This is a genomic window from Pseudomonas sp. Je.1.5.c (assembly GCF_051129895.1).
Classification (GTDB): domain Bacteria; phylum Pseudomonadota; class Gammaproteobacteria; order Pseudomonadales; family Pseudomonadaceae; genus Aquipseudomonas; species Aquipseudomonas urmiensis.
This window is the reverse complement of sequence record NZ_JBCPSP010000004.1, coordinates 153,455-170,982: the sequence shown is the minus strand read 5'-3', so window position 1 is coordinate 170,982 and position 17,528 is coordinate 153,455. Positions and strand designations below refer to the sequence as shown.

At 54.3% G+C, this 17,528-nt stretch carries 14 protein-coding genes; 8 read left to right on the top strand and 6 right to left on the bottom strand.

The annotated features are described in order from the left end of the window. Positions 1 to 10 precede the first annotated feature (10 nt). Positions 11 to 1,135, bottom strand: coding sequence for an efflux RND transporter periplasmic adaptor subunit (locus AAZU54_RS05585; RefSeq protein WP_434726761.1), 1,125 nt, complete (start codon positions 1,133 to 1,135; stop codon positions 11 to 13). 161 nt (positions 1,136 to 1,296) lie between these two features. Here AAZU54_RS05585 and AAZU54_RS05580 point away from each other — a divergent pair, with 161 nt between their 5' ends. Genes AAZU54_RS05580 through AAZU54_RS05570 form a run of 3 tightly spaced genes read left to right on the top strand, consistent with a single transcriptional unit; the run spans position 1,297 to position 2,995 of the window. Further along, complete coding sequence (locus AAZU54_RS05580; RefSeq protein ID WP_434726760.1) at positions 1,297 to 2,082, top strand: IclR family transcriptional regulator; 786 nt, start codon at positions 1,297 to 1,299, stop codon at positions 2,080 to 2,082. Beyond that, a complete protein-coding gene (locus AAZU54_RS05575) occupies positions 2,075 to 2,692 on the top strand; it encodes a TetR/AcrR family transcriptional regulator (protein WP_434726759.1) in 618 nt (205 codons plus the stop codon). Before AAZU54_RS05580 ends, AAZU54_RS05575 begins: the two co-directional genes overlap by 8 nt. A 3-nt stretch (positions 2,693 to 2,695) precedes the next feature. Then, entirely contained in the window at positions 2,696 to 2,995 is a 300-nt protein-coding gene (locus AAZU54_RS05570) for a LysR family transcriptional regulator (RefSeq protein ID WP_434726758.1), read from the top strand. Between the two features lie 615 nt (positions 2,996 to 3,610). Here AAZU54_RS05570 and AAZU54_RS05565 read toward each other — a convergent pair. Beyond that, positions 3,611 to 4,507: a LysR family transcriptional regulator gene (locus AAZU54_RS05565; RefSeq protein ID WP_434726757.1), complete on the bottom strand. Its 897-nt coding sequence runs from the start codon at positions 4,505 to 4,507 to the stop codon at positions 3,611 to 3,613. A 102-nt stretch (positions 4,508 to 4,609) separates the two neighbouring features. On the opposite strand from AAZU54_RS05565, the gene AAZU54_RS05560 reads away from it, so the two are divergent. The 5 genes from AAZU54_RS05560 to AAZU54_RS05540 all read left to right on the top strand — a co-directional run bounded on the left by AAZU54_RS05560 (position 4,610) and on the right by AAZU54_RS05540 (position 9,933). Further along, positions 4,610 to 5,239 carry an NADPH-dependent F420 reductase gene (locus AAZU54_RS05560; RefSeq protein WP_434726756.1) on the top strand — a complete coding sequence of 210 codons (630 nt, stop codon included), beginning with the start codon at positions 4,610 to 4,612 and terminating at the stop codon, positions 5,237 to 5,239. 129 nt (positions 5,240 to 5,368) lie between these two features. After that, positions 5,369 to 5,998: an FMN-dependent NADH-azoreductase gene (locus tag AAZU54_RS05555; protein WP_434726755.1), complete on the top strand. Its 630-nt coding sequence runs from the start codon at positions 5,369 to 5,371 to the stop codon at positions 5,996 to 5,998. 729 nt (positions 5,999 to 6,727) lie between these two features. Next, entirely contained in the window at positions 6,728 to 7,201 is a 474-nt protein-coding gene (locus AAZU54_RS05550; protein WP_434726754.1) for a cyclase family protein, read from the top strand. Further along, positions 7,144 to 7,515: a cyclase family protein gene (locus AAZU54_RS05545; protein ID WP_434726753.1), complete on the top strand. Its 372-nt coding sequence runs from the start codon at positions 7,144 to 7,146 to the stop codon at positions 7,513 to 7,515. The genes AAZU54_RS05550 and AAZU54_RS05545 overlap by 58 nt, the downstream gene beginning before the upstream one ends. A gap of 93 nt (positions 7,516 to 7,608) precedes the next feature. Continuing rightward, the gene (locus AAZU54_RS05540) at positions 7,609 to 9,933 is read left to right on the top strand and encodes a molybdopterin-dependent oxidoreductase (protein WP_434726752.1); all 2,325 of its coding nucleotides are present in this window, start codon (positions 7,609 to 7,611) and stop codon (positions 9,931 to 9,933) included. A 576-nt stretch (positions 9,934 to 10,509) separates the two neighbouring features. Here AAZU54_RS05540 and AAZU54_RS05535 read toward each other — a convergent pair. The 4 genes from AAZU54_RS05535 to metC all read right to left on the bottom strand — a co-directional run bounded on the left by AAZU54_RS05535 (position 10,510) and on the right by metC (position 17,406). After that, on the bottom strand, positions 10,510 to 12,888 hold the full coding sequence (locus AAZU54_RS05535; RefSeq protein ID WP_434726751.1) for a TonB-dependent siderophore receptor: 2,379 nt from the start codon (positions 12,886 to 12,888) through the stop codon (positions 10,510 to 10,512). 86 nt (positions 12,889 to 12,974) lie between these two features. Continuing rightward, a complete protein-coding gene (locus AAZU54_RS05530; RefSeq protein WP_434726750.1) occupies positions 12,975 to 13,925 on the bottom strand; it encodes a FecR domain-containing protein in 951 nt (316 codons plus the stop codon). Next, on the bottom strand, positions 13,922 to 14,464 hold the full coding sequence (locus AAZU54_RS05525) for a sigma-70 family RNA polymerase sigma factor (RefSeq protein ID WP_434726749.1): 543 nt from the start codon (positions 14,462 to 14,464) through the stop codon (positions 13,922 to 13,924). Before AAZU54_RS05525 ends, AAZU54_RS05530 begins: the two co-directional genes overlap by 4 nt. Positions 14,465 to 14,706: 242 nt before the next feature. After that, complete coding sequence (metC, locus tag AAZU54_RS05520; RefSeq protein ID WP_434726748.1) at positions 14,707 to 17,406, bottom strand: cystathionine beta-lyase; 2,700 nt, start codon at positions 17,404 to 17,406, stop codon at positions 14,707 to 14,709. Positions 17,407 to 17,528 lie beyond the last annotated feature (122 nt).

The window sequence follows — 17,528 nt, the reverse complement described above, 5'->3', positions numbered from 1 at the left end:
CTTCTAATCCTTACCTTGACGCGGCCAACGCGCCAAGATCGACATTACGGGCTGGCGACGCCTTAACCACGCTGTCGGCATTGATGCGCTGCAGTCCTTCAGTAATAATTCTCTCACCGGGTTTGAGACCACCGTTGATCAACCACCCGTTTCCAACAGTTCTCAAAGTCGAGAGGTCTCGATGCTCTAAATGGCCATCCGGTTTGACAACCCATACAGTTGCGATACCTCTGCTGTCTCGAGTTATCGCTTGCTGAGGGACAATCATCGCCTCCTCTTTCACACCCTCCTTCAACTGAGCGTGAACGAACATTCCCGGAAGCAGGGCGCGATCAGGGTTTGGAAAAACGGCTCTCAACGTTACTGAACCGGTACCCTGGTCAACGCTCACCTCAGAAAACTTTAACGTTCCCTGTAGCGGATAGACGCTACCATCATCCAGAGTAAGGCCTACCTGTGCCTGATCATCACCGGCGTTGATCAAGTCACCAGACTTCAACGCGCGTTTTAGAGCAAGAATTCGGGTGATTGGTTGTGTGACATCTACATAGATAGGGTCAAGTTGATTCACTGTGGCCATGGATGAAGTTTGACCTTCCGTCATAAGCGCGCCTTCTGTAACCGCCGATCGACCAATGCGTCCCGTGATGGGCGATAACACCCTCGTGTACTGAACATTAATATCCGCGACGCGCTTATCTGCTTCTGCTTGTTTCCATGCAGACACTGCATCATCTCGCTGCTGCTGACTGATAGCCTTGGTTTGCAATAATCGCTCATAGCGGTCAGCCAAGTTCTTGGCGCTACGAAGATTTGCCTCGGCACGGGCCTGTTGAGCGAGATAGGTGCGCGCATCAATCTGATACAGCTGCTGTCCTTTCTTTACTTCTGAGCCTTCCATGAAAAGACGCTGCTGGAGAATTCCACTCACTTGGGGCCTCACTTCCGCTACGCGAAAAGCAGCTGTGCGCCCAGGTAAATCGGTAGTGAGTGTTAATGGTGCAGACTGGACAGTGTAAACACCCACTTCAATGGGCTGAGCCACCGCCTGAGGGGCTTCGGCGTTGCATCCACCGAGAAGCAAGCCCGATACCGGAAAAAGGTAAGGAATCCAACGGGTTCTGAACCTTCGCACGACGTTCTCCTTAAGAAAAAAGCTCAATGGCGTGTACCGTTATGCGGAACAGTGTACCATCATGGCATCACTGGCCCGCAACGATCTTTTTTCACCGCGGGTCGGGGGGCCCCCTCCTTAGGGCCTCTGGATCAGCCATTCAGTCTTGAGAGGGCAACTTCGTGGAAGAACACGATCGACATCCGGGTATACAGGTGATCGCCAAAGCAGCGTCGATCATGCGGACATTGGGCTACCACCCCAAAGGGCTCAGCTTGGCGGGTATCGCAAAGCAAGTAAGTTTGCCTAGATCGACCGTTCAACGAATCGTCACTGCCCTACAGGACGAGCAGCTTGTTGAGCAGTTGGGAGTAGGAAACGGCTTTCGGCTAGGCCCAGCGCTGGGAGAGTTAATGACCCTCACTCAATTCGACATCGTTTCCAAAGCGGGGCCGGTGATTGATGAGCTATCAGAGCAAATCCAAGAGTCAGTGGCATTGTCGTCACTCATGGGCGAGAAAATTCTTACGGTATACTGCGCGGTCGCAAAAAAAGAGCTACGCATAGTTTTTCCGCTAGGTGTATATGGCTGCATCTATTCCACTTCGGTCGGAAGGCTATTTTTGTCAAAGCAGCCGGACGACATGCTTGAAAAAATAATTCCGCACTCTTTACCTCAACACACTCCCCTCACGTTAAGACGCAACGAGCTAATGGACAACTTGAGGGAGATCCGAGAGCTTGGTCATGCAATTGAGTCAGAGCAATTTATCGAAGGGGTTTATTCAGTTTCTGTAGAAATTAACTCTCAACACGGAAATTATGCAATATCTGTGATAGCACCTGTCTCAAGAGCCGTAAGGCGTGAAGCACAGCTGATTGAGGCCTTGAAGGCGACTAAAAACAAGATAGAACGAAGCGGCGGATGCAATATACACCTCTCCAGCGGGGAGGTTATCAATGGCTAGAAAGTCTCGCGATGACGCAGAAAAAACGCGCCAAAACATTCTTAAAGCCGGACTATCAGTATTTGTTCGAGATGGCTATGAAGCCGCCACTCTGGATGCGATTGCCAAGGAGGCTCGCGTATCCCGGGGGGCTATATACTGGCACCATAATGGAAAAATAAATCTTCTTGAACAAATTCTTACAGAATACCAAACACCTCTTGAGAGATATCTCGAAAAGCCTGAGGCCTTATCAAGTGGACTCGCCCACCTGAAAAACGCGATTATAGAGACTGTCAGCAATAAAGAGTTCCTACTATTAACTAAGGCGGTATTAACGTGCAAATGGCAACCACAAATCAATCGGCGCAACAAAGAACTTCAGGAAAGACTAACCATTAAAGTCCGCTCTATGCTACATGATGCACAGAAAAATGGAGAACTAGATTCAACTCTAAACATCGAACAACCCACAAAGTGGTTACAATGCGCCCTGGGTGGCTTATTTCTCCACGGTTTGGATCACCATCTTTTTAGTGCGATGCTAGATTCGACATTAGGCCTTTTTGAGTTTTGGATTCGAAGTAAATCATTAGGAGATAACCCCGATCTCCTAGCAAGTCTTGGGTGAGAAATGAACAGACAAGAACTGCGAAAACTAGACCTAAACATAATGGTCATTTTTGAACGTGTGATGGAAGAGTTGAACGTGACACGCGCAGCTAAATCCCTCGGCGTGAGCCAACCTACGGTAACCGCCGCCCTCAACAAGCTGCGCCGGAGCTTGGAGGATCCGCTTTTTATCCTGAATGGTCGCAGTATCGAACCCACGTCCAAGGCCTGCCACATCTATCAAGAACTCTCGCCAGCACTTGATGAACTGACGCGCGCACTGTCCTCCCAGGTATCAACAACAGAGCGCCCCCGCCTTTAATCACCTTTCCAGAGCACTTGGAATGGAACTGTCAATTAAATTGTCAGAGAAATCACAAATTGACTCACAAATGGCGCGTGAAAGCCTTCTTGACAGCACACCATGCCCAAACTACAGAAATCAAAACCTAATGAATGGTTGATGAAGCTTATTACCCAGATCGATTTTACTAAGATCTGCTGCTCCATTATTGTTAACCCCGATGGCGCAAGGGGCTCCCCTCCCGCCCCTGCACGTCGGCCCTTTGATTTACCGCCTGTCCCCGGGCGGTTTTTTTTGCTCTTTTTTAAAAAAAACCGTGGCATCTACAATTGTCCTCTCCCGTTACACCCTTCGCTCCGATTCATAACTCACCAATCTCTATTGGCATGAGTCGCCATAGTCAATTAACAAACTCGAAATCCAAACCCGCCTAACATGCCAACTTGTTTAATTGCCTAATTTCACTTTAGATGACTCCAGTCAGCAACCCGGGACACATCGGGCACATGCACTTTCCGCACCTAAATCGGAGATTGCAGAAAGGCCGGGGGGTGGTTTCTGTTCTCAAGCTATGGCGAGGTCTCCGAGACCTCATTGCTAGATGCCATTTATCACCTTTGGAGTTTTACAATTTTAATCCCACGAGACACCTTTAAATTCACTCGTCAAAAAATGTATGAGTACCTGAACCTTAGGAGGAAGGTATTTACGTGTTGGGTAAATTACAAAAATACCAAGCTCCACAAACTTATAGTCAGGAAGGATCTCTACCAATCTTCCTTCCTCAATATCCTGCCCAATCATAAAACTGGGATGTAGTAAAACTCCACCACCGGCGAGCGCAATGGATCTACACGTATCACCGTTATTAGACCGCACAACCGGGCGGGTAGAAATCACGCCTTCCCCATCAGGCCCAATGTAGCGCCAATCATTACCCATTGCAAAGTTGGTATAGGCTATCACGCGGTGAGACAGCAGATCAGCGGGGTCATTTAATAAAGGGCAGTTCTCTAGATAACGCGGGGCGGCGCACAGTCGCATCCTAGTGCTTGCGATCTGTCGACCTATTAGAGATGAGTCCTGAAGTTTTGCCACTCGAATAGCAACGTCATACCCTTCTTCAATTAGATCAACCTGACGGTCGTTCAGATTGATATCGAGTTCTATTTTAGGGTAGCGCTCCAAAAAATGGGCCCATCGAGAAGCCAGGTGCAAGATGCCAAAACTGAATGGGGCATTGATACGCAAGGTTCCCAAAGGCTCCCCCGCCCCGTGAGAGACCGAGCTTTCAGCCTCATCAATCCTGCTCAGCACATCGCGAGCTTGTTGGTAAAACAGCCTCCCTTCCTCTGTGAGCGCAAGGCGCCGTGTTGTTCGGTGGAGCAGCCGAACGCCAAGGCGATCTTCAAGCATGCTGATGCGACGGGAAACAGCACCGTTTGAGACGCCCAGAACCTCGGATGCAGCGACAAAACTTCCGCGATCCACCACCGTACAGAACACCTTCATCTCAAGCGCTCGATCCATATTGTTTCTCTCAGATCAACAATCCATTCAATCCTAGCACGTTTATTCAAATTTTCTAAGGTATAGACTGAGACCTTCACAACATCCCTAAAGGATCAACAGATGAACATTACTCTCGTCGGTACTGGCAATATGGGCTCTGCTTTCGCCAAGCAGTTTTCAGGAGCAGGCCATGAAGTCCGTGTGACCGGACGCGACATGAGCAAAGCGCAAAGACTCGCGGCTCAATATCAAGGTGTGACAGCCTACCCTGCTGCTGAAGCTCTGGGTGATAGTCAGATCGTGATAGTGGCTACAGCTTTCGCTGATGCGGTTCTGGCCTTGAAGTCCTTGGGGAATCTGGACGGCAAGATCATTGTAGATGTGACCAACCCTCTTACTGCAGACTTCATGGGCCTGACTATCGGTCACACAACAAGCGCTGCTGAAGAAATTGCGCAGGCGTTTCCCGCTGCTCACGTTGTGAAGGCCTTTAACACCATCTTCGCGCAGGTGTTGGCTGACGGCCCGGCCTATGCAGATGATCAGACTGCCAACGTTCTCATTGCTGGCGATGACCAACCCGCCAAGCTGACAGTGAAAGCCTTAGCGCAGTCGTTCGGTTGGAACACTATGGACGCCGGCGGCGTTAAGAACGCACGTTATCTTGAGCCGCTTGCTGGACTGAATATCTATTTTGGGTACGGTGCTGGCATGGGTACTCAGATCGTACCTACCTGGCTCACCCGCTAAGTTCTTAAGAATTCAATTAACTAAGCCAGCATTCAGGTCAGTCACGGAGCAGAGAAGTAAAGGCCGCTAATCCACCTAACATTAGCGTGCAACCGGAGCCTCCTCTGCTCCATTTTGAGGGTAGATAAAATGTCAAAAATTAAGATTCTATTGCTTGACTGCAGCCCTAAGCTCGAAGGTTCGGCCAGCCGCTACTTCACTGATCTTTTAATCCCTAAACTGGCCGAAGCTGGAAGCTCGGATGTTGAGCTTAAGCGCAGAAGCTTAGGATCAGAACCGCTTCCAGCAATGACTGCTGACTACGCAGAATCCGTTCTACTACTGCTCGAAGACGCTCAGCAAAAATTCGCTACTTCATTAGCCCTATCGGACGAACTCATTAAAGAGCTAGATGAGTGCGATGTCCTCTGGATCTCGACACCTGTTCATAATTTCACCATCCCTGCAACACTTAAAAATTGGATTGACTACGTTGTCCGTCGAGATGTGACATTTGTTTCGACTAAAGAAGGGAAAAAAGGGCTATTGCGTGACCGCCCCACCTTCGTGGCGGTCACTTCAGGCGGTGCAATGTTCGAGGATCCACCTCGTCAACCAGATTTTTTCCGTCCCTACCTCAAAGCCATTCTCAGTGTAATAGGCCTGTCGGACATTACCTTCATCCAGGCAACGGGTTTGGCATTCACAAAATCACCTCTTTCAACCGTCGAAGACTCAGCCACACGGTGGATTTGCGAAGTGCGTCACCCATCGGCTTGACCCCAGCAAACTCCGTCGGCACTGATTTCTGTGCTGTCCGCATATACGACATCCGCCCTGTACATACATGTGTCTAAAGCTGCTTTTGGTGACTGCTTGCTCTCCCGAGCACAACGTCAAATGCGAAGGTTGGAGAATGTCGCACACATCGCAGTCCGCAGACCTCAGATCGCGCTCCTTAACAACGGCTTACGCACCGGTGCATGACTACACCCTGGAATGCTCTAGGCGCAGTGGACGCCATTGACTGAACAGAGGAAGGGGTATCTCCACTCGGATCTGTCGTCGGCAATATCCAAATAGGTCAAGGTCGATTTCGATTCGTGGAATTGTTCTCACGAAACGTTTCTTGGGGAGAGGCATGTGACGCATAGCCAGCACCTACGTACCCGTACAACAAATTGTTTTCTAAGGAGTTTACAAATAATTTAGGCTGGAACGCTGCATTGACCTTGAGGACTTACATCATTCATCGAATTCATTAGCGCTTGACAGCCCTAGAGCCAAGAAATAACCTCCAAAAATTAGACGTATACGTACATTCTAGATTGCATTCGGTTACCTATCAATCTTAATGTTGAGCGCTCGCTTGTATAAACTTGGTGCGGCGCCTTTAGAAATCGTCTAGTTCTGCACAAAAACCGAGCGCACGCCCACTTACAGCAGTTAATAACTCCAGTATATATGCTTGATTCCTGACCTGCCATTTAACTAATAAGGGAGATAAAAATGGCTATTCTGCAGCAGCTGGCGAAAGCACTCGCTGATCAAACTATCGAGATCATAGATTTAACCCACACGCTGGAAACCCGGACACCCGTAATCCAGCTACCCGCCGAATTTAAACAGTCTGCACCGTTCAAAATCGAAGAAATCAGCCGTTTTGATAAGCGCGGCCCGCTTTGGTATTGGAACAATTTTTCCTGCGGAGAGCACACTGGCACGCACTTCGATGCACCCATTCACTGGATCACTGGTAAGGATTATCCAGACGGAGCGACCGATACTATCTCAGTGCAGAAATTCTTGGCGCCTGCATGCGTTATCGATGTATCCGACGAAGTTCGAGATGATGAGGACTATCTGCTGACAATCGCCGATGTTGAAGCATGGGAGGAAAAGCATGGCAGGATCCCTGAGGGCTCATGGGTGTACTCATGCGCACAGGCTGGTCTTCCCGACAATACACCGACGCATTCTTGAATCAAAAATCCGATGGCGGACACTCACCAGGCCCTGACTCTCAACTGCCACTGTGGCTAGCCAATGAGCGCAATGTTATCGGCTGGGGTTCTGAACCTGTGGGCACGGATGCTGGCCAAGCTCACGCTTTAGCTAAACCCTTTCCATGCCATCATGATATGCATGGAAGCAATAAGTTCGGTCTTTCCAGCCTGGCCAACCTTCACTTGCTACCTCCAACCGGCTCAGTGCTGATCACTCCTCCCCTGAAGATCAAACAAGGCTCCGGCAGCCCATGTAGGGTTTTGGCCCTCGTCGAAAGGAACGTTCGTTAGCGCTAGCCGAGAAGGATGAGCGGTGCAATGCCGCTCTTTCGCCATGAACTACTGATGGCTGCTTGCAGAGCAGATCCAAGGTGAGGCCTGAATATGTCTGACTATAGAAGAATTCAAACAGCTTCCCACTGGGGGGTCTATAACGTCGGCTTGATGGATGGTCATATCGTAGACGTTAGTCCTTTTGCACATGACCCTGCCCCCATCCCAATGATGGGATCTCTCCCGCAAATGGTCAGAAGTCCTTTACGTATTGACAAACCCTACGTAAGAGCAAGCTACCTAACCCGCAGGCAGCATTCCAGGCACCTTCGAGGCTGCGACGCATTCGTGCCAGTAAGCTGGGAGGAAGCGCTCGATTTGGTGGAAGAAGGTCTGCGCCGGGTCAAGGCTCAATACGGCAATGAATCCATCTATGGCGGCTCATATGGCTGGGCCAGTGCGGGTCGCCTTCATCATTCGCCCAGCGTATTGAAACGCTTCCTGGGTCAATTCGGAGGCTATGTAGACAAAACTGGCAACCACAGCTTTGGCGCTGCAATGCACATAGCACCTTACGTGGTCGGCTCGTCTGATGTGACCTCAATGGTTGTTCCATGGAGGGAGATCGCTGAGCATACAGAATTGGTTGTCATGTTCGGAGGTTCGCATTCCAAGAATATGCAGATTGATACGGGTGGTGCCGTTATGCATGAAACGGACGGCCTTCTTAGTGCCATAGCCAAACGGCAGGTACGCTTTTTGAACATCAGTCCTAGTCGCGATGACACCCCTCATCAGATTAACGGGCAATGGTGGCCGATCGTCCCCAACACTGACACCGCTTTGATGCTGGGTCTTGCCCACGTGCTGGTGCAGGAGGGTCTTCATGCTCAACATTTCATTGATAAATTCTGTGAAGGCTTCGCGCCGTTCAGGGATTACCTCTTAGGCATAACTGATGGCGTGCCCAAAAATCCATCCTGGGCATCGGAGATATGCGGAGTGCTGCCAGAGGCCATAATTTCTCTCGCGAGAGAAATGGCATCTAAACGCACGGTGATCACCACGGCGTGGTCTGTACAGCGGGCCGATCATGGAGAGCAACCCGTATGGATGACCATCGTTTTGGCATGTCTTCTTGGCCAGATCAATACAAAGGGCGGCGGCTTCAGCCTGGGCCCAGGGGGCGTTTCGGGGATAGGCGTTGAGCGCCCTGAAAAGGTTCCACGGCCCACAATGTCGCTGGGGTGCAACCCGGTCGATATCGCAATCCCTGTGGGCAGAGTCACTGACATGCTCTTAAACCCAGGCATGGAATTAAATTACAACGGCTCGACGCTACGCATGCCAGATATCAAACTGATCTATTCAGCTGGCGGAAACCCTTTTCATCACAATGCAAACTTAAATCGCTTCCTCGATGGATGGCGGCGGCCAGACTTGGTGGTCGTTCATGAGCCGTGGTGGAGCCCGCCTGCCAAATTTGCCGATATTGTTTTGCCGGCGACCACCTCCATGGAACGCAACGACATCTTGGCGACTGAGTTTCAACGACACTGGATCGCCATGCATCAGGTAATTCCACCCGTTGCTCAATCACGTAATGACTTTGACATTTTTGCTGAACTGGCTGATCGCCTCGGCTTCGGGGAAGCCTACACGGAAGGGCGCGATGAGTCTGGCTGGCTTGAGCACATGTACAACGGTGCACGTGAAAAAGCACTAAACGTCGGGTATGCGCCTCCACCTTTCGAGGAGTTTTGGGTTTCTGGGCTGTACGAGTTTCCCGTTTCAACTGCCAACAGGGAAAAGCCGCTACTCTCGGATTACTGGAACGAGCCAGAAAAATACCCGCTTAATACCAGATCGGGGAAAATTGAAATTTTTTCTGAGGCGATCGCTGAATACAACTATCTTGACTGCCCTCCCCATCCATCCTGGTTAGAGCCGGCAGAGTGGATCAAAAGCCCTATCGCCAAAAAGTACCCAATCCACTTACTCACAAATCAACCAGCCGGAAAGCTTCACAGCCAGCTTGATCCTAGCGATCTAAGCGTAAGTTTTAAGCGGAAAGGCAAAGAGGTATTAAAAATTTCGCCAATGGACGCCGGTGTGCGAAATATTAACTCCGGGGATATCATCATAGTCTTCAACGATCGCGGGGCATTCCTTGCGTGCGCCAATGTGACAGAGAACATCCTAGGCGGGGTTGCATCAATTCCCACAGGTGCTTGGTTTGATCCAGCCGATCCGGCAATGCCTGATTCTATCGACAAGCATGGCAACCCGAATGTCGTAACGCTAGACAATGGCACATCACAGCTGGCCCAGGGCTCTATTGCTCAAACTGCACTCGTTCAAATCGAAAAATTCAGTGGCGATTTGCCTGTGACAGCATTTTGCATACCATATATAATACCTCGATCAGATATTTAACGACAACCGTTAAATTAAATCACGAAGGATCCGCTTATAGCAGATCCTCGCTGATTTCATATCCCTTACTAAAAGCCTGGAGTTCTATCAAACCGACCGCCTAAAAGAGCACACTTGTTTTAACCACTTACGATACGGAACACGCCACGCGGCCTTCGCTGGCTCAAAATTCGATGCAGGCCGATACTTTGTGCGTCCTAGGCTGCACGCAGGCAAGCTACATAGCCAGTTGGACCCAAGCTCCCGGAGCGTGCAGTTCAAGAAAAAAGGCAAGGAAGTGCTGCGCCTCTCAGCACAGGAAACCCGAACGTCGTCACCCTGGACAAAGGCACCCTCAACTCGGGTAGGGTTCAGTGGCTCAGACCGTTCTTGTTCAAGTCGAAAAAAACGAAGCCGACCCTGGGGGCAACGCGTTTGACCTGCCGAGGTTTACCACTGAAGAAGAAAATCAGGTAGCCCTCTGACCACAGACAGCACCGTGTGCGGCGTGGAGCCGCACTCAGGAAAAACTTGCCTACCAGCAGCTCTGCAAGCCTTGCCGATTCCTCTGGACGGGCAACGCTCACGTCATGCGAATCAAAAATCGATGGTAGCGGATACCTTCAAAGTTCTCGGCTGGCCGATAGATGCAAACCCTTCATTGAAAGAACCTGCCCAGTAGGCGCGATTTTCAACGTTTTCCAGGCTGGCACGAAGCGTCACGTCCCTCTCGTAAATGCTCATACCATACCGAATCCCTAGATCATATCGAGTGAACTTGGGTGCTTTGAGATTGTTGGCACTGTCCAAATACTGAGACGAGCTGTGCATCACAAGAGTGGACAGTGTTAATCCGCTGACCCCTGCCACATCCCACTCTGCCGACAGATTAGCGTTCCACTTCGGTACACCCCGGGCCGTATTTTCATCGAACAGGCCACCGGCGGACTTTTCCAGCACCGCACGGGTGTAAGTCACACCGCCCAACACCCTCAGACTCGGTGTCAAGGCACCAAACATCGACCATTCAACGCCGCGGTTGGCTTGTTCGCCATCATCGCTATAGCGCAGGGTTAAGGGGTCTTGGACAACGCTGGTGTTTTCCAGCTCGAACACGCTGACAGTGTGTGTAAAAGCACCGAGATCCCATTTGACACCTGCCTCTATCTGGCGAGTCTGATGGGGTGCAAATTGCTCACCATAGTTAGGGGCTCTGATATCGCCAATAGACTCCCCCTGACTAAGGCCTTCAATGTAGTTCGCATACAAGGAAACCGGTGCATCCCAAGGTTTGACCAGCAGCGCAACGGCGGGCGTCACTTTTTTCTCGTCATAACGGCTCGGCGTGCTCATCGCCTGCTCCACGCGTTGCGACCGTACACCTACGGTGACCAGCAGCTTCTCATCAAAGAAGCCCAACGTGTCCGCAATCGCAAAACTCGTTAACGTGTTGTCTTCCGCTTTCTCCTGCGCTCCCACAGGCCCCGCCAGCGTCGGTGTGGAGGGATGATAGAGGTTGGTGGGGTATCGCGCACTTCTTACAGCCGGCGCCCTGCCAATTTCCTGATGCAGTCGAGTACTAACCATGACCAGCTGATGAGTGACTGAGCCCGTCTCGAAGTGCCCGCGCAGCCCGAACTCGCTCGACAGGCTGTCGGAGTAGCCTTTTTGATTGATGGTATCGCCAAAACCGTCACCGTTCACATTACTCAACCGCAACGCTGTACCTCGCAGATAACCGTCATAGCGCGTGCGCGCACTCCCAATGCTGGCAAAGCCGGTCCAATGATCTGTGAAATCGTATTCCCCACGCAGTTTGACCATGCTGTTTTCTTGCTTGACGTAGACACCCTTAAGCAGATTAGTGGATGGGTCGGGTGCACGCGGTACCGTACCAATATTGGTGAAGCCGATCATGATCGGACTGCCGTCATCGGTCCGTTCGCGGTTTTCGTAACCGTCCACCCCCAGCCTCCAGCCATCGCCACGATAATCAGCCGCCAGCGACCAGAGCGCTCGCTCTTTGGACTGATCATCGACCCCCGTTTCGCCATCTCCGGAGACGCCGTTGAAACGAATCCCGAACCTCTCCTCGGCGCCAAAACGGCGACTTATATCGAGGTGCTCCGCCACATAGCTGTCTGAAACAAAGCTGGTGGTAAGCCGGGTGAGCGGGGTGTCCAGTGCACGCTTGGGCACAAGATTGATGACGCCGCCCACACCACCGGCTGGAGGCATACCGGTGAGCATCGCGCCAGGGCCCTTGAGCACCTCGACTCTCTCCAGGAATTCGGTAGGAACATGACCATCGGGGGCCAATCCGAAGAGGCCATCAATAGCAAGATCCGCAGAATCGACGCGGAACCCGCGAATCATGAAATTCTCCTGAGTGTGACCTTCGCTGGTTCGAATCCTCACCGAGGCGTCGCTTCTGAGCACGGACGCCACGGTATTGGCTTGCTGATTTTCCATATGTTGGGCGGTATAGGACGTGATGCTGAAGGGTGTATCCATGATGGACTTGTTGCCCAACATGCCCACGCGCGCGCCCGTGGCCACTTGCCCCCCATCGTACGCCGCTGGGGGCTCGAACGCGCCATAGGCAGCCCCTTCGATCTGCGTTATCCCCAACGTTACCGCGCCCTCCTCCCCTGCACGCAAAATAGTGACGCCGTTGGACTGCTCGGCCGCTTGCAAACCGCTCTGAGCCAGCAATGCACTGAAACCGCTTTCCACCGTGTATGCGCCCACCAGCCCCGAAGACATCCGCCCTTGGGTCAGCGACGTATCAAAGGTCAAGGTCACTCCCGCCTGATCTGCAAAGCGAGCCAGCGCCTCTGACAAGGGACTGGGCGGTATCTCATAAACGCGCGCTTCTGCGCTTGCCTCGACAATGGCCGGCCAAATGGATGCCGCACAAATAGCAGCGTTGATCGCCAGCGCGAGGGCGGCAGTCGGCCTATACGAAACACGCATTATTCTTTCCTCGAACCCAGATGCTCATGTGATTTGGATAAAGGGCCGAACGAGGAACAGAAATCTTGCAACGACAAAGCAAACTTTCAACGTCTGGGCTGAATATGGACCCAGTAGGAAGAATATTGGACAGCCTGCACCGGCAAAGCGGTCTCCAACGCTGTCAGCGCTTTGCCCGGATCATCCAGAGGAAAAGTCCCGGACACCCTGATGCCCGCCACGGTGTCATCGCATGTCATCGGCCCGGACCTATACCGCGCCAACTGCGTCAACAAATCCCGCAGAGGCTGATCAACAGCCACATACCTACCTAGAGCCCATGAACCTACGGAAGCATCATTTGCTCGGGTTGGGCCAATAACGGAGCGCGTAAAACGAGCACGCTCCCCCGCGTTTATGACTTGAGTAAGATTCGTGGGAAGTGTGATCCGAACCGCACTCTCCAGCACAGCAATCTCTGTAGTGTCGCCCTCTTGGCTCACCACAAACCGCGTACCTAACGCCAGAAGCTGACCATGAGCAGTTTCAACAGTGAAGGGTCGACCAGCAGGATCCAGTGCTGTAGTGACAAGGATTTGCCCACGCTGCAGAACCAGGGCGCGCGCGTGCTCGTTGAAACGGAAATCGAGCGAACTGTGCGCGTCCATAAGGACGCGTGAACCGTCCTTGAGCTGCACCTCACGTCGCCTGCCCACCTCGGTCGAATAATCAGCCATCCAGGCTCTTCTGGCCTCACTGCGCCACGATGCACTGGCGAAGCCAGCAATCGCTGTAAAGGCAAGAAAACCGGAGAGAACCTGCCGCCGTGTTACCTGAGCGCCAAATGTTGCGGATGAAACAGGGGCAGGCAGACCTTTAGCCAGATTTCCCATCGACTCCACTTCGCCCCAAGCAATTCGGTTCAGAGCGCTCTGCGCATACCACTCCGCCCATTGTCCGCGACACTCAGCGGTAAAAGTGTCCGAGCAAATGCGGGCGTACCACCGAGCAGCCTCGTGAATAGCCTGCCGATGCTCAGCGCTCAGGGTACCTTTCACTGCGCCGCCTCCCAGCGTGCGATGCAACAATGCTCCATCGCCTTGGCCATGTAGTTACTGACCGTGCGGGCTGAAATACTCATTTGCTCAGCAATTTGCGGATAGGTGAGGCCATCCACTTGGGATAGCAAGAAAACGCATCGGACTTTTTCACCCAGCCCGCGCAAAACCCGATCGACCTCGAGCAGGGCTTCGAAAAGCAAAGCCTGCACTTCCAGGCTCGGTACTTCCTCTGAAGGCGCCACGGCGAGCGTTGCGAGATAAGCGCGCTCCAATGCACGGCGACGAGATTGGTCAATCATCAGACCCTTGGCAATCGTCGACAAAAACTGCCGGGGTCTCTGGATCACCAGAATGTCATGTGCTTTCAAAACCTTCAGAAAGGTGTCCTGCGCCAGATCAGCCGCATCAGCGCTACACCCAGTACGCTTTCGTAACCAGCCTCGCAGCCACGAATTGTGCTGAAGGTAGAGATTGCTCAGGTCACTTTGCGAGGCAGGAATCACAGAAAGCGTACTCGTCACCAATGGAAATGACATTCATTATTATTGGCGGGATGTCATTTAGCAATAGGACGTTCATTGCATTTTTTAGCACATGCCCGCCGCACCCTAACCAGATCTCTTAACCAAGCCAGAATAGGACTATCAGGACCATAAGCCTGCTAACTCAGCGATGAGATCAATCCGATAAAGTACGTTAGCGTACTTAAATCATCGTCATTGGCAGCGATGAACGAGGCTGCTCCTGGCTCAAGGTAACGGATCGCAGTTGCGCGAACTCACGATGAGATGTGCAGGGCTTGCTGCAGATCCCGCCGCAATGCGGACACGTTTTCCAAGCCAACATGCAATCGCAGCAGCTGTCCTCGGACCAACGGGGCGAAGTGCCGATCACCTAGTTCGCCCAAGGTCACCAAACTCTCGAAGCCACCCCACGACGCACCAATGCCGAACAGCCGCAGGCCGTCAGCGAAGGCCTCGGCCCGGCCGGGAGCGGCATTCGCCAGTTCAAAACTCACCAGCCCGTTGCTGCCCTTGAAATCCCGCTGCCACAGTGCATGCCCAGGGTGCTGCGCCAAAGCCGGGTGATACACACGCGCCACCGCCTCGTGCCCTTGCAACCAGCGGGCGATCTCCAGCCCCTGCTGCTCGTGCACCGTCATGCGGCTGGCCAGGCTGCGCGCACCGCGCAGCACCAGCCAGGCATCGTCGGGGCTGACCGTGCAGCCGCAGGTGTCGCTGCTGCGCGATAGCGCGGCAAAAGCCTCGCGGGTGGTGCACACGCTGCCCATCATCACATCGCTGTGCCCGCCCAGGTATTTGGTCAGCGCCATGACCGAAATATCCGCACCCAAGGCCAGCGGCTGGTACAGATAGCCCGAGCCCCAGGTGTTGTCGACCGCCAGCAGCACCCCGCGCGCCTTGCACAGCGCGGCCATGGCCGGCAGGTCGTTGAGCTCGTACAGCAAGGAACTCGGGCTTTCGCTGTAGACCATGCGGGTGTTGGCGCGCAGTGCCGCCTCCAAGCCCTGGCCGTCGGCCGCAAAATACTCCACCTGCACGCCAAATGGTTGCAGCAGTTCGCGGGCCAGACGTCGCACCGGGCCGTACACGCCATCGCTGAGCAACAGATGGTCGCCTGGGCGCAGGTAGGCCAAAAACGTCTGGGTGATTGCCTGCAAGCCGGTGGCAAACAGCTTGGTGCGGTAACCGCCTTCCAGCTCGCTGACCAGGTCCTCCAACGCAAAGGCCGTGGGGTTGCCCCGGGCGCCGTAGCTCAGCACCCGCTGCTGGTCGCGGCTGCTGCGGGCGGTGCGCAGGTCGGCGACGCTGTCGAACAACACCGTGCTCAGGCGGCTGACCGGCGGGTTGACACCCTGGGCGCCCTGCCGTGGCTCGCCACGCCCGCCATGCACCAGCCGGGTTTCGACTGGGTCTATGGCGGTCAGCGGGGTGAAACTGGCGGTTTCTGCTGCGTTCATTTGCGCGATCAGGCCGGTTTCCCAGGCGAGGTAGCGACGCGCGGCGTCTTTGTTACCGGCGTGGCGGTCGTGTACAAAAAACAGAAAGTCGATGCAGGCGGCGTCTGACAGTGACTCGTCGCCCTCAACCTGCGGCCATTCGGCCAGCAGTGCTTGAGGGAACAGCCGCACTGCCTGGCGCTGTGCGTCAGGCAGCTCGCTGATGGCCAGCTCAGCGATACGCGGGTCATCGGCAATCAGCACCAGGCGCCGTGATTCTGCGCTGACCTGCGCGGCCAACTGCGGGCGGATCGACCACTGCGCGCCCTGCAAATGACGCTTGCGATAGGCCGTGCTCGGGCGCAGGTCCAGCAGTACGGCGCCGTCCAGTTCGGCGGCGCTGGCTTCGACCAATGTCACCGCCAGCGCGGGCGGGGTCGGCAAAGCAAGCCCGCTGCCCAGCCCCCCTTCAAGCACATACGCCTCGTGGCCCATCTGCCGCAACCAGCTGGCCACCACCGGGGCACGTACGCCGTCGTTGTCAAACACCACCACCCGCGCCTTGCGCACACCCACATATAAATCTGTACCTTGCACCAGTTGGCCGCCGGGGCAATGCTGCGCACCGGGCAGGCTGCCGGCGGCGAATTCCTCGGGGGTGCGCACATCGCACAGGAACAGCGAACGCTGCGTGTCCTGCTGCCATTCACTCACTTGCGCCGCCGTCACCCACTGTACCTGCGCCTTGCGCGCCAACGTGGCCGCTCGCGCCCGCTGCTGAGCCAGCGCCTTGCCGCTGTGCGGCGCATAGCCCTGCTGGCCGCCGTGCTCCAGCGGCAGGTCGACCAGGTACCAGCCCTGGGTGCCGTTTTCCAGCGCGTACACCGGGTTGTCGATGCCCAGGTTGATCAGCGTCTGCGCGCCGATGATGCTGCGGGTACGCCCGGCGCAGTTGATCACCACCGGGGTATGCGGGTCGCTGACCAGGTCTTCCAGGCGGTAGCCCAGCTCGCCGTTGGGGCAACAGGTGGCGCCGGGAATGTTCATTTTGGCGAACTCCTCCAGCGGCCGACCGTCGAGCAGCACCAGTGGCTTGCCCTGGCGCTGCCACTCGGCCAGTTGCGACGCGCTGATGCGTGGCGTGTGGCAGACATGCTCGACCAGCTCGCCAAAGGCTTTGGACGGCAGGTGCACCCCGGCGAACAGCTCAAAGCCTGCGCCCTGCCAGCCCAGGCTGCCGCCTTCGAGCCAATGCACAGCGCGGTAGCCGAGTGCCTGCAGGCGCTGCGCCCCGCGTTGGACCAGTTCGCCGCCGGTAGCGTCGTAGACCACCACCCGCACCGCCGGGTTTGGCGCCAGGCGCGGGGCTTCGAGTTCCAGGCGGCTGTAGGGCAGATTGACGGCGTAGAACAGGTGGGCCTCGCCGTATTGGCCGTGCTCGCGCAGGTCAAACAGGGCGATTTCCTCGCCGTCGAACAGCCAAGTGTGCAGCAGCGAGGGGGTGATGCTGGAGGTCATGGGACGCAGTCCGTGGTCGTTGGGGGATGGGGTTTTAGCTGGGTCGGGGGTTAGCTGTGCGGGCTTCTTCGCGGGGCAAGCGCGCTCCTACAGGTACAGCGCTGGGATCAGGCTGTGTGTAA

Excerpts from the sequence above, each read along its gene's own strand:
- AAZU54_RS05550 (WP_434726754.1), top strand. The coding sequence starts at position 6,728 with ATGGCTATTCTGCAGCAGCTGGCGAAAGCACTCGCTGATCAAACTATC.
- metC (WP_434726748.1), bottom strand. The coding sequence starts at position 17,406 with ATGACCTCCAGCATCACCCCCTCGCTGCTGCACACTTGGCTGTTCGAC.
- AAZU54_RS05570 (WP_434726758.1), top strand. The coding sequence starts at position 2,696 with ATGAACAGACAAGAACTGCGAAAACTAGACCTAAACATAATGGTCATT.
- AAZU54_RS05525 (WP_434726749.1), bottom strand. The coding sequence starts at position 14,464 with ATGTCATTTCCATTGGTGACGAGTACGCTTTCTGTGATTCCTGCCTCG.
- AAZU54_RS05555 (WP_434726755.1), top strand. The coding sequence starts at position 5,369 with ATGTCAAAAATTAAGATTCTATTGCTTGACTGCAGCCCTAAGCTCGAA.
- AAZU54_RS05540 (WP_434726752.1), top strand. The coding sequence starts at position 7,609 with ATGTCTGACTATAGAAGAATTCAAACAGCTTCCCACTGGGGGGTCTAT.
- AAZU54_RS05535 (WP_434726751.1), bottom strand. The coding sequence starts at position 12,888 with ATGCGTGTTTCGTATAGGCCGACTGCCGCCCTCGCGCTGGCGATCAAC.
- AAZU54_RS05545 (WP_434726753.1), top strand. The coding sequence starts at position 7,144 with ATGGGTGTACTCATGCGCACAGGCTGGTCTTCCCGACAATACACCGAC.
- AAZU54_RS05565 (WP_434726757.1), bottom strand. The coding sequence starts at position 4,507 with ATGGATCGAGCGCTTGAGATGAAGGTGTTCTGTACGGTGGTGGATCGC.
- AAZU54_RS05560 (WP_434726756.1), top strand. The coding sequence starts at position 4,610 with ATGAACATTACTCTCGTCGGTACTGGCAATATGGGCTCTGCTTTCGCC.
- AAZU54_RS05575 (WP_434726759.1), top strand. The coding sequence starts at position 2,075 with ATGGCTAGAAAGTCTCGCGATGACGCAGAAAAAACGCGCCAAAACATT.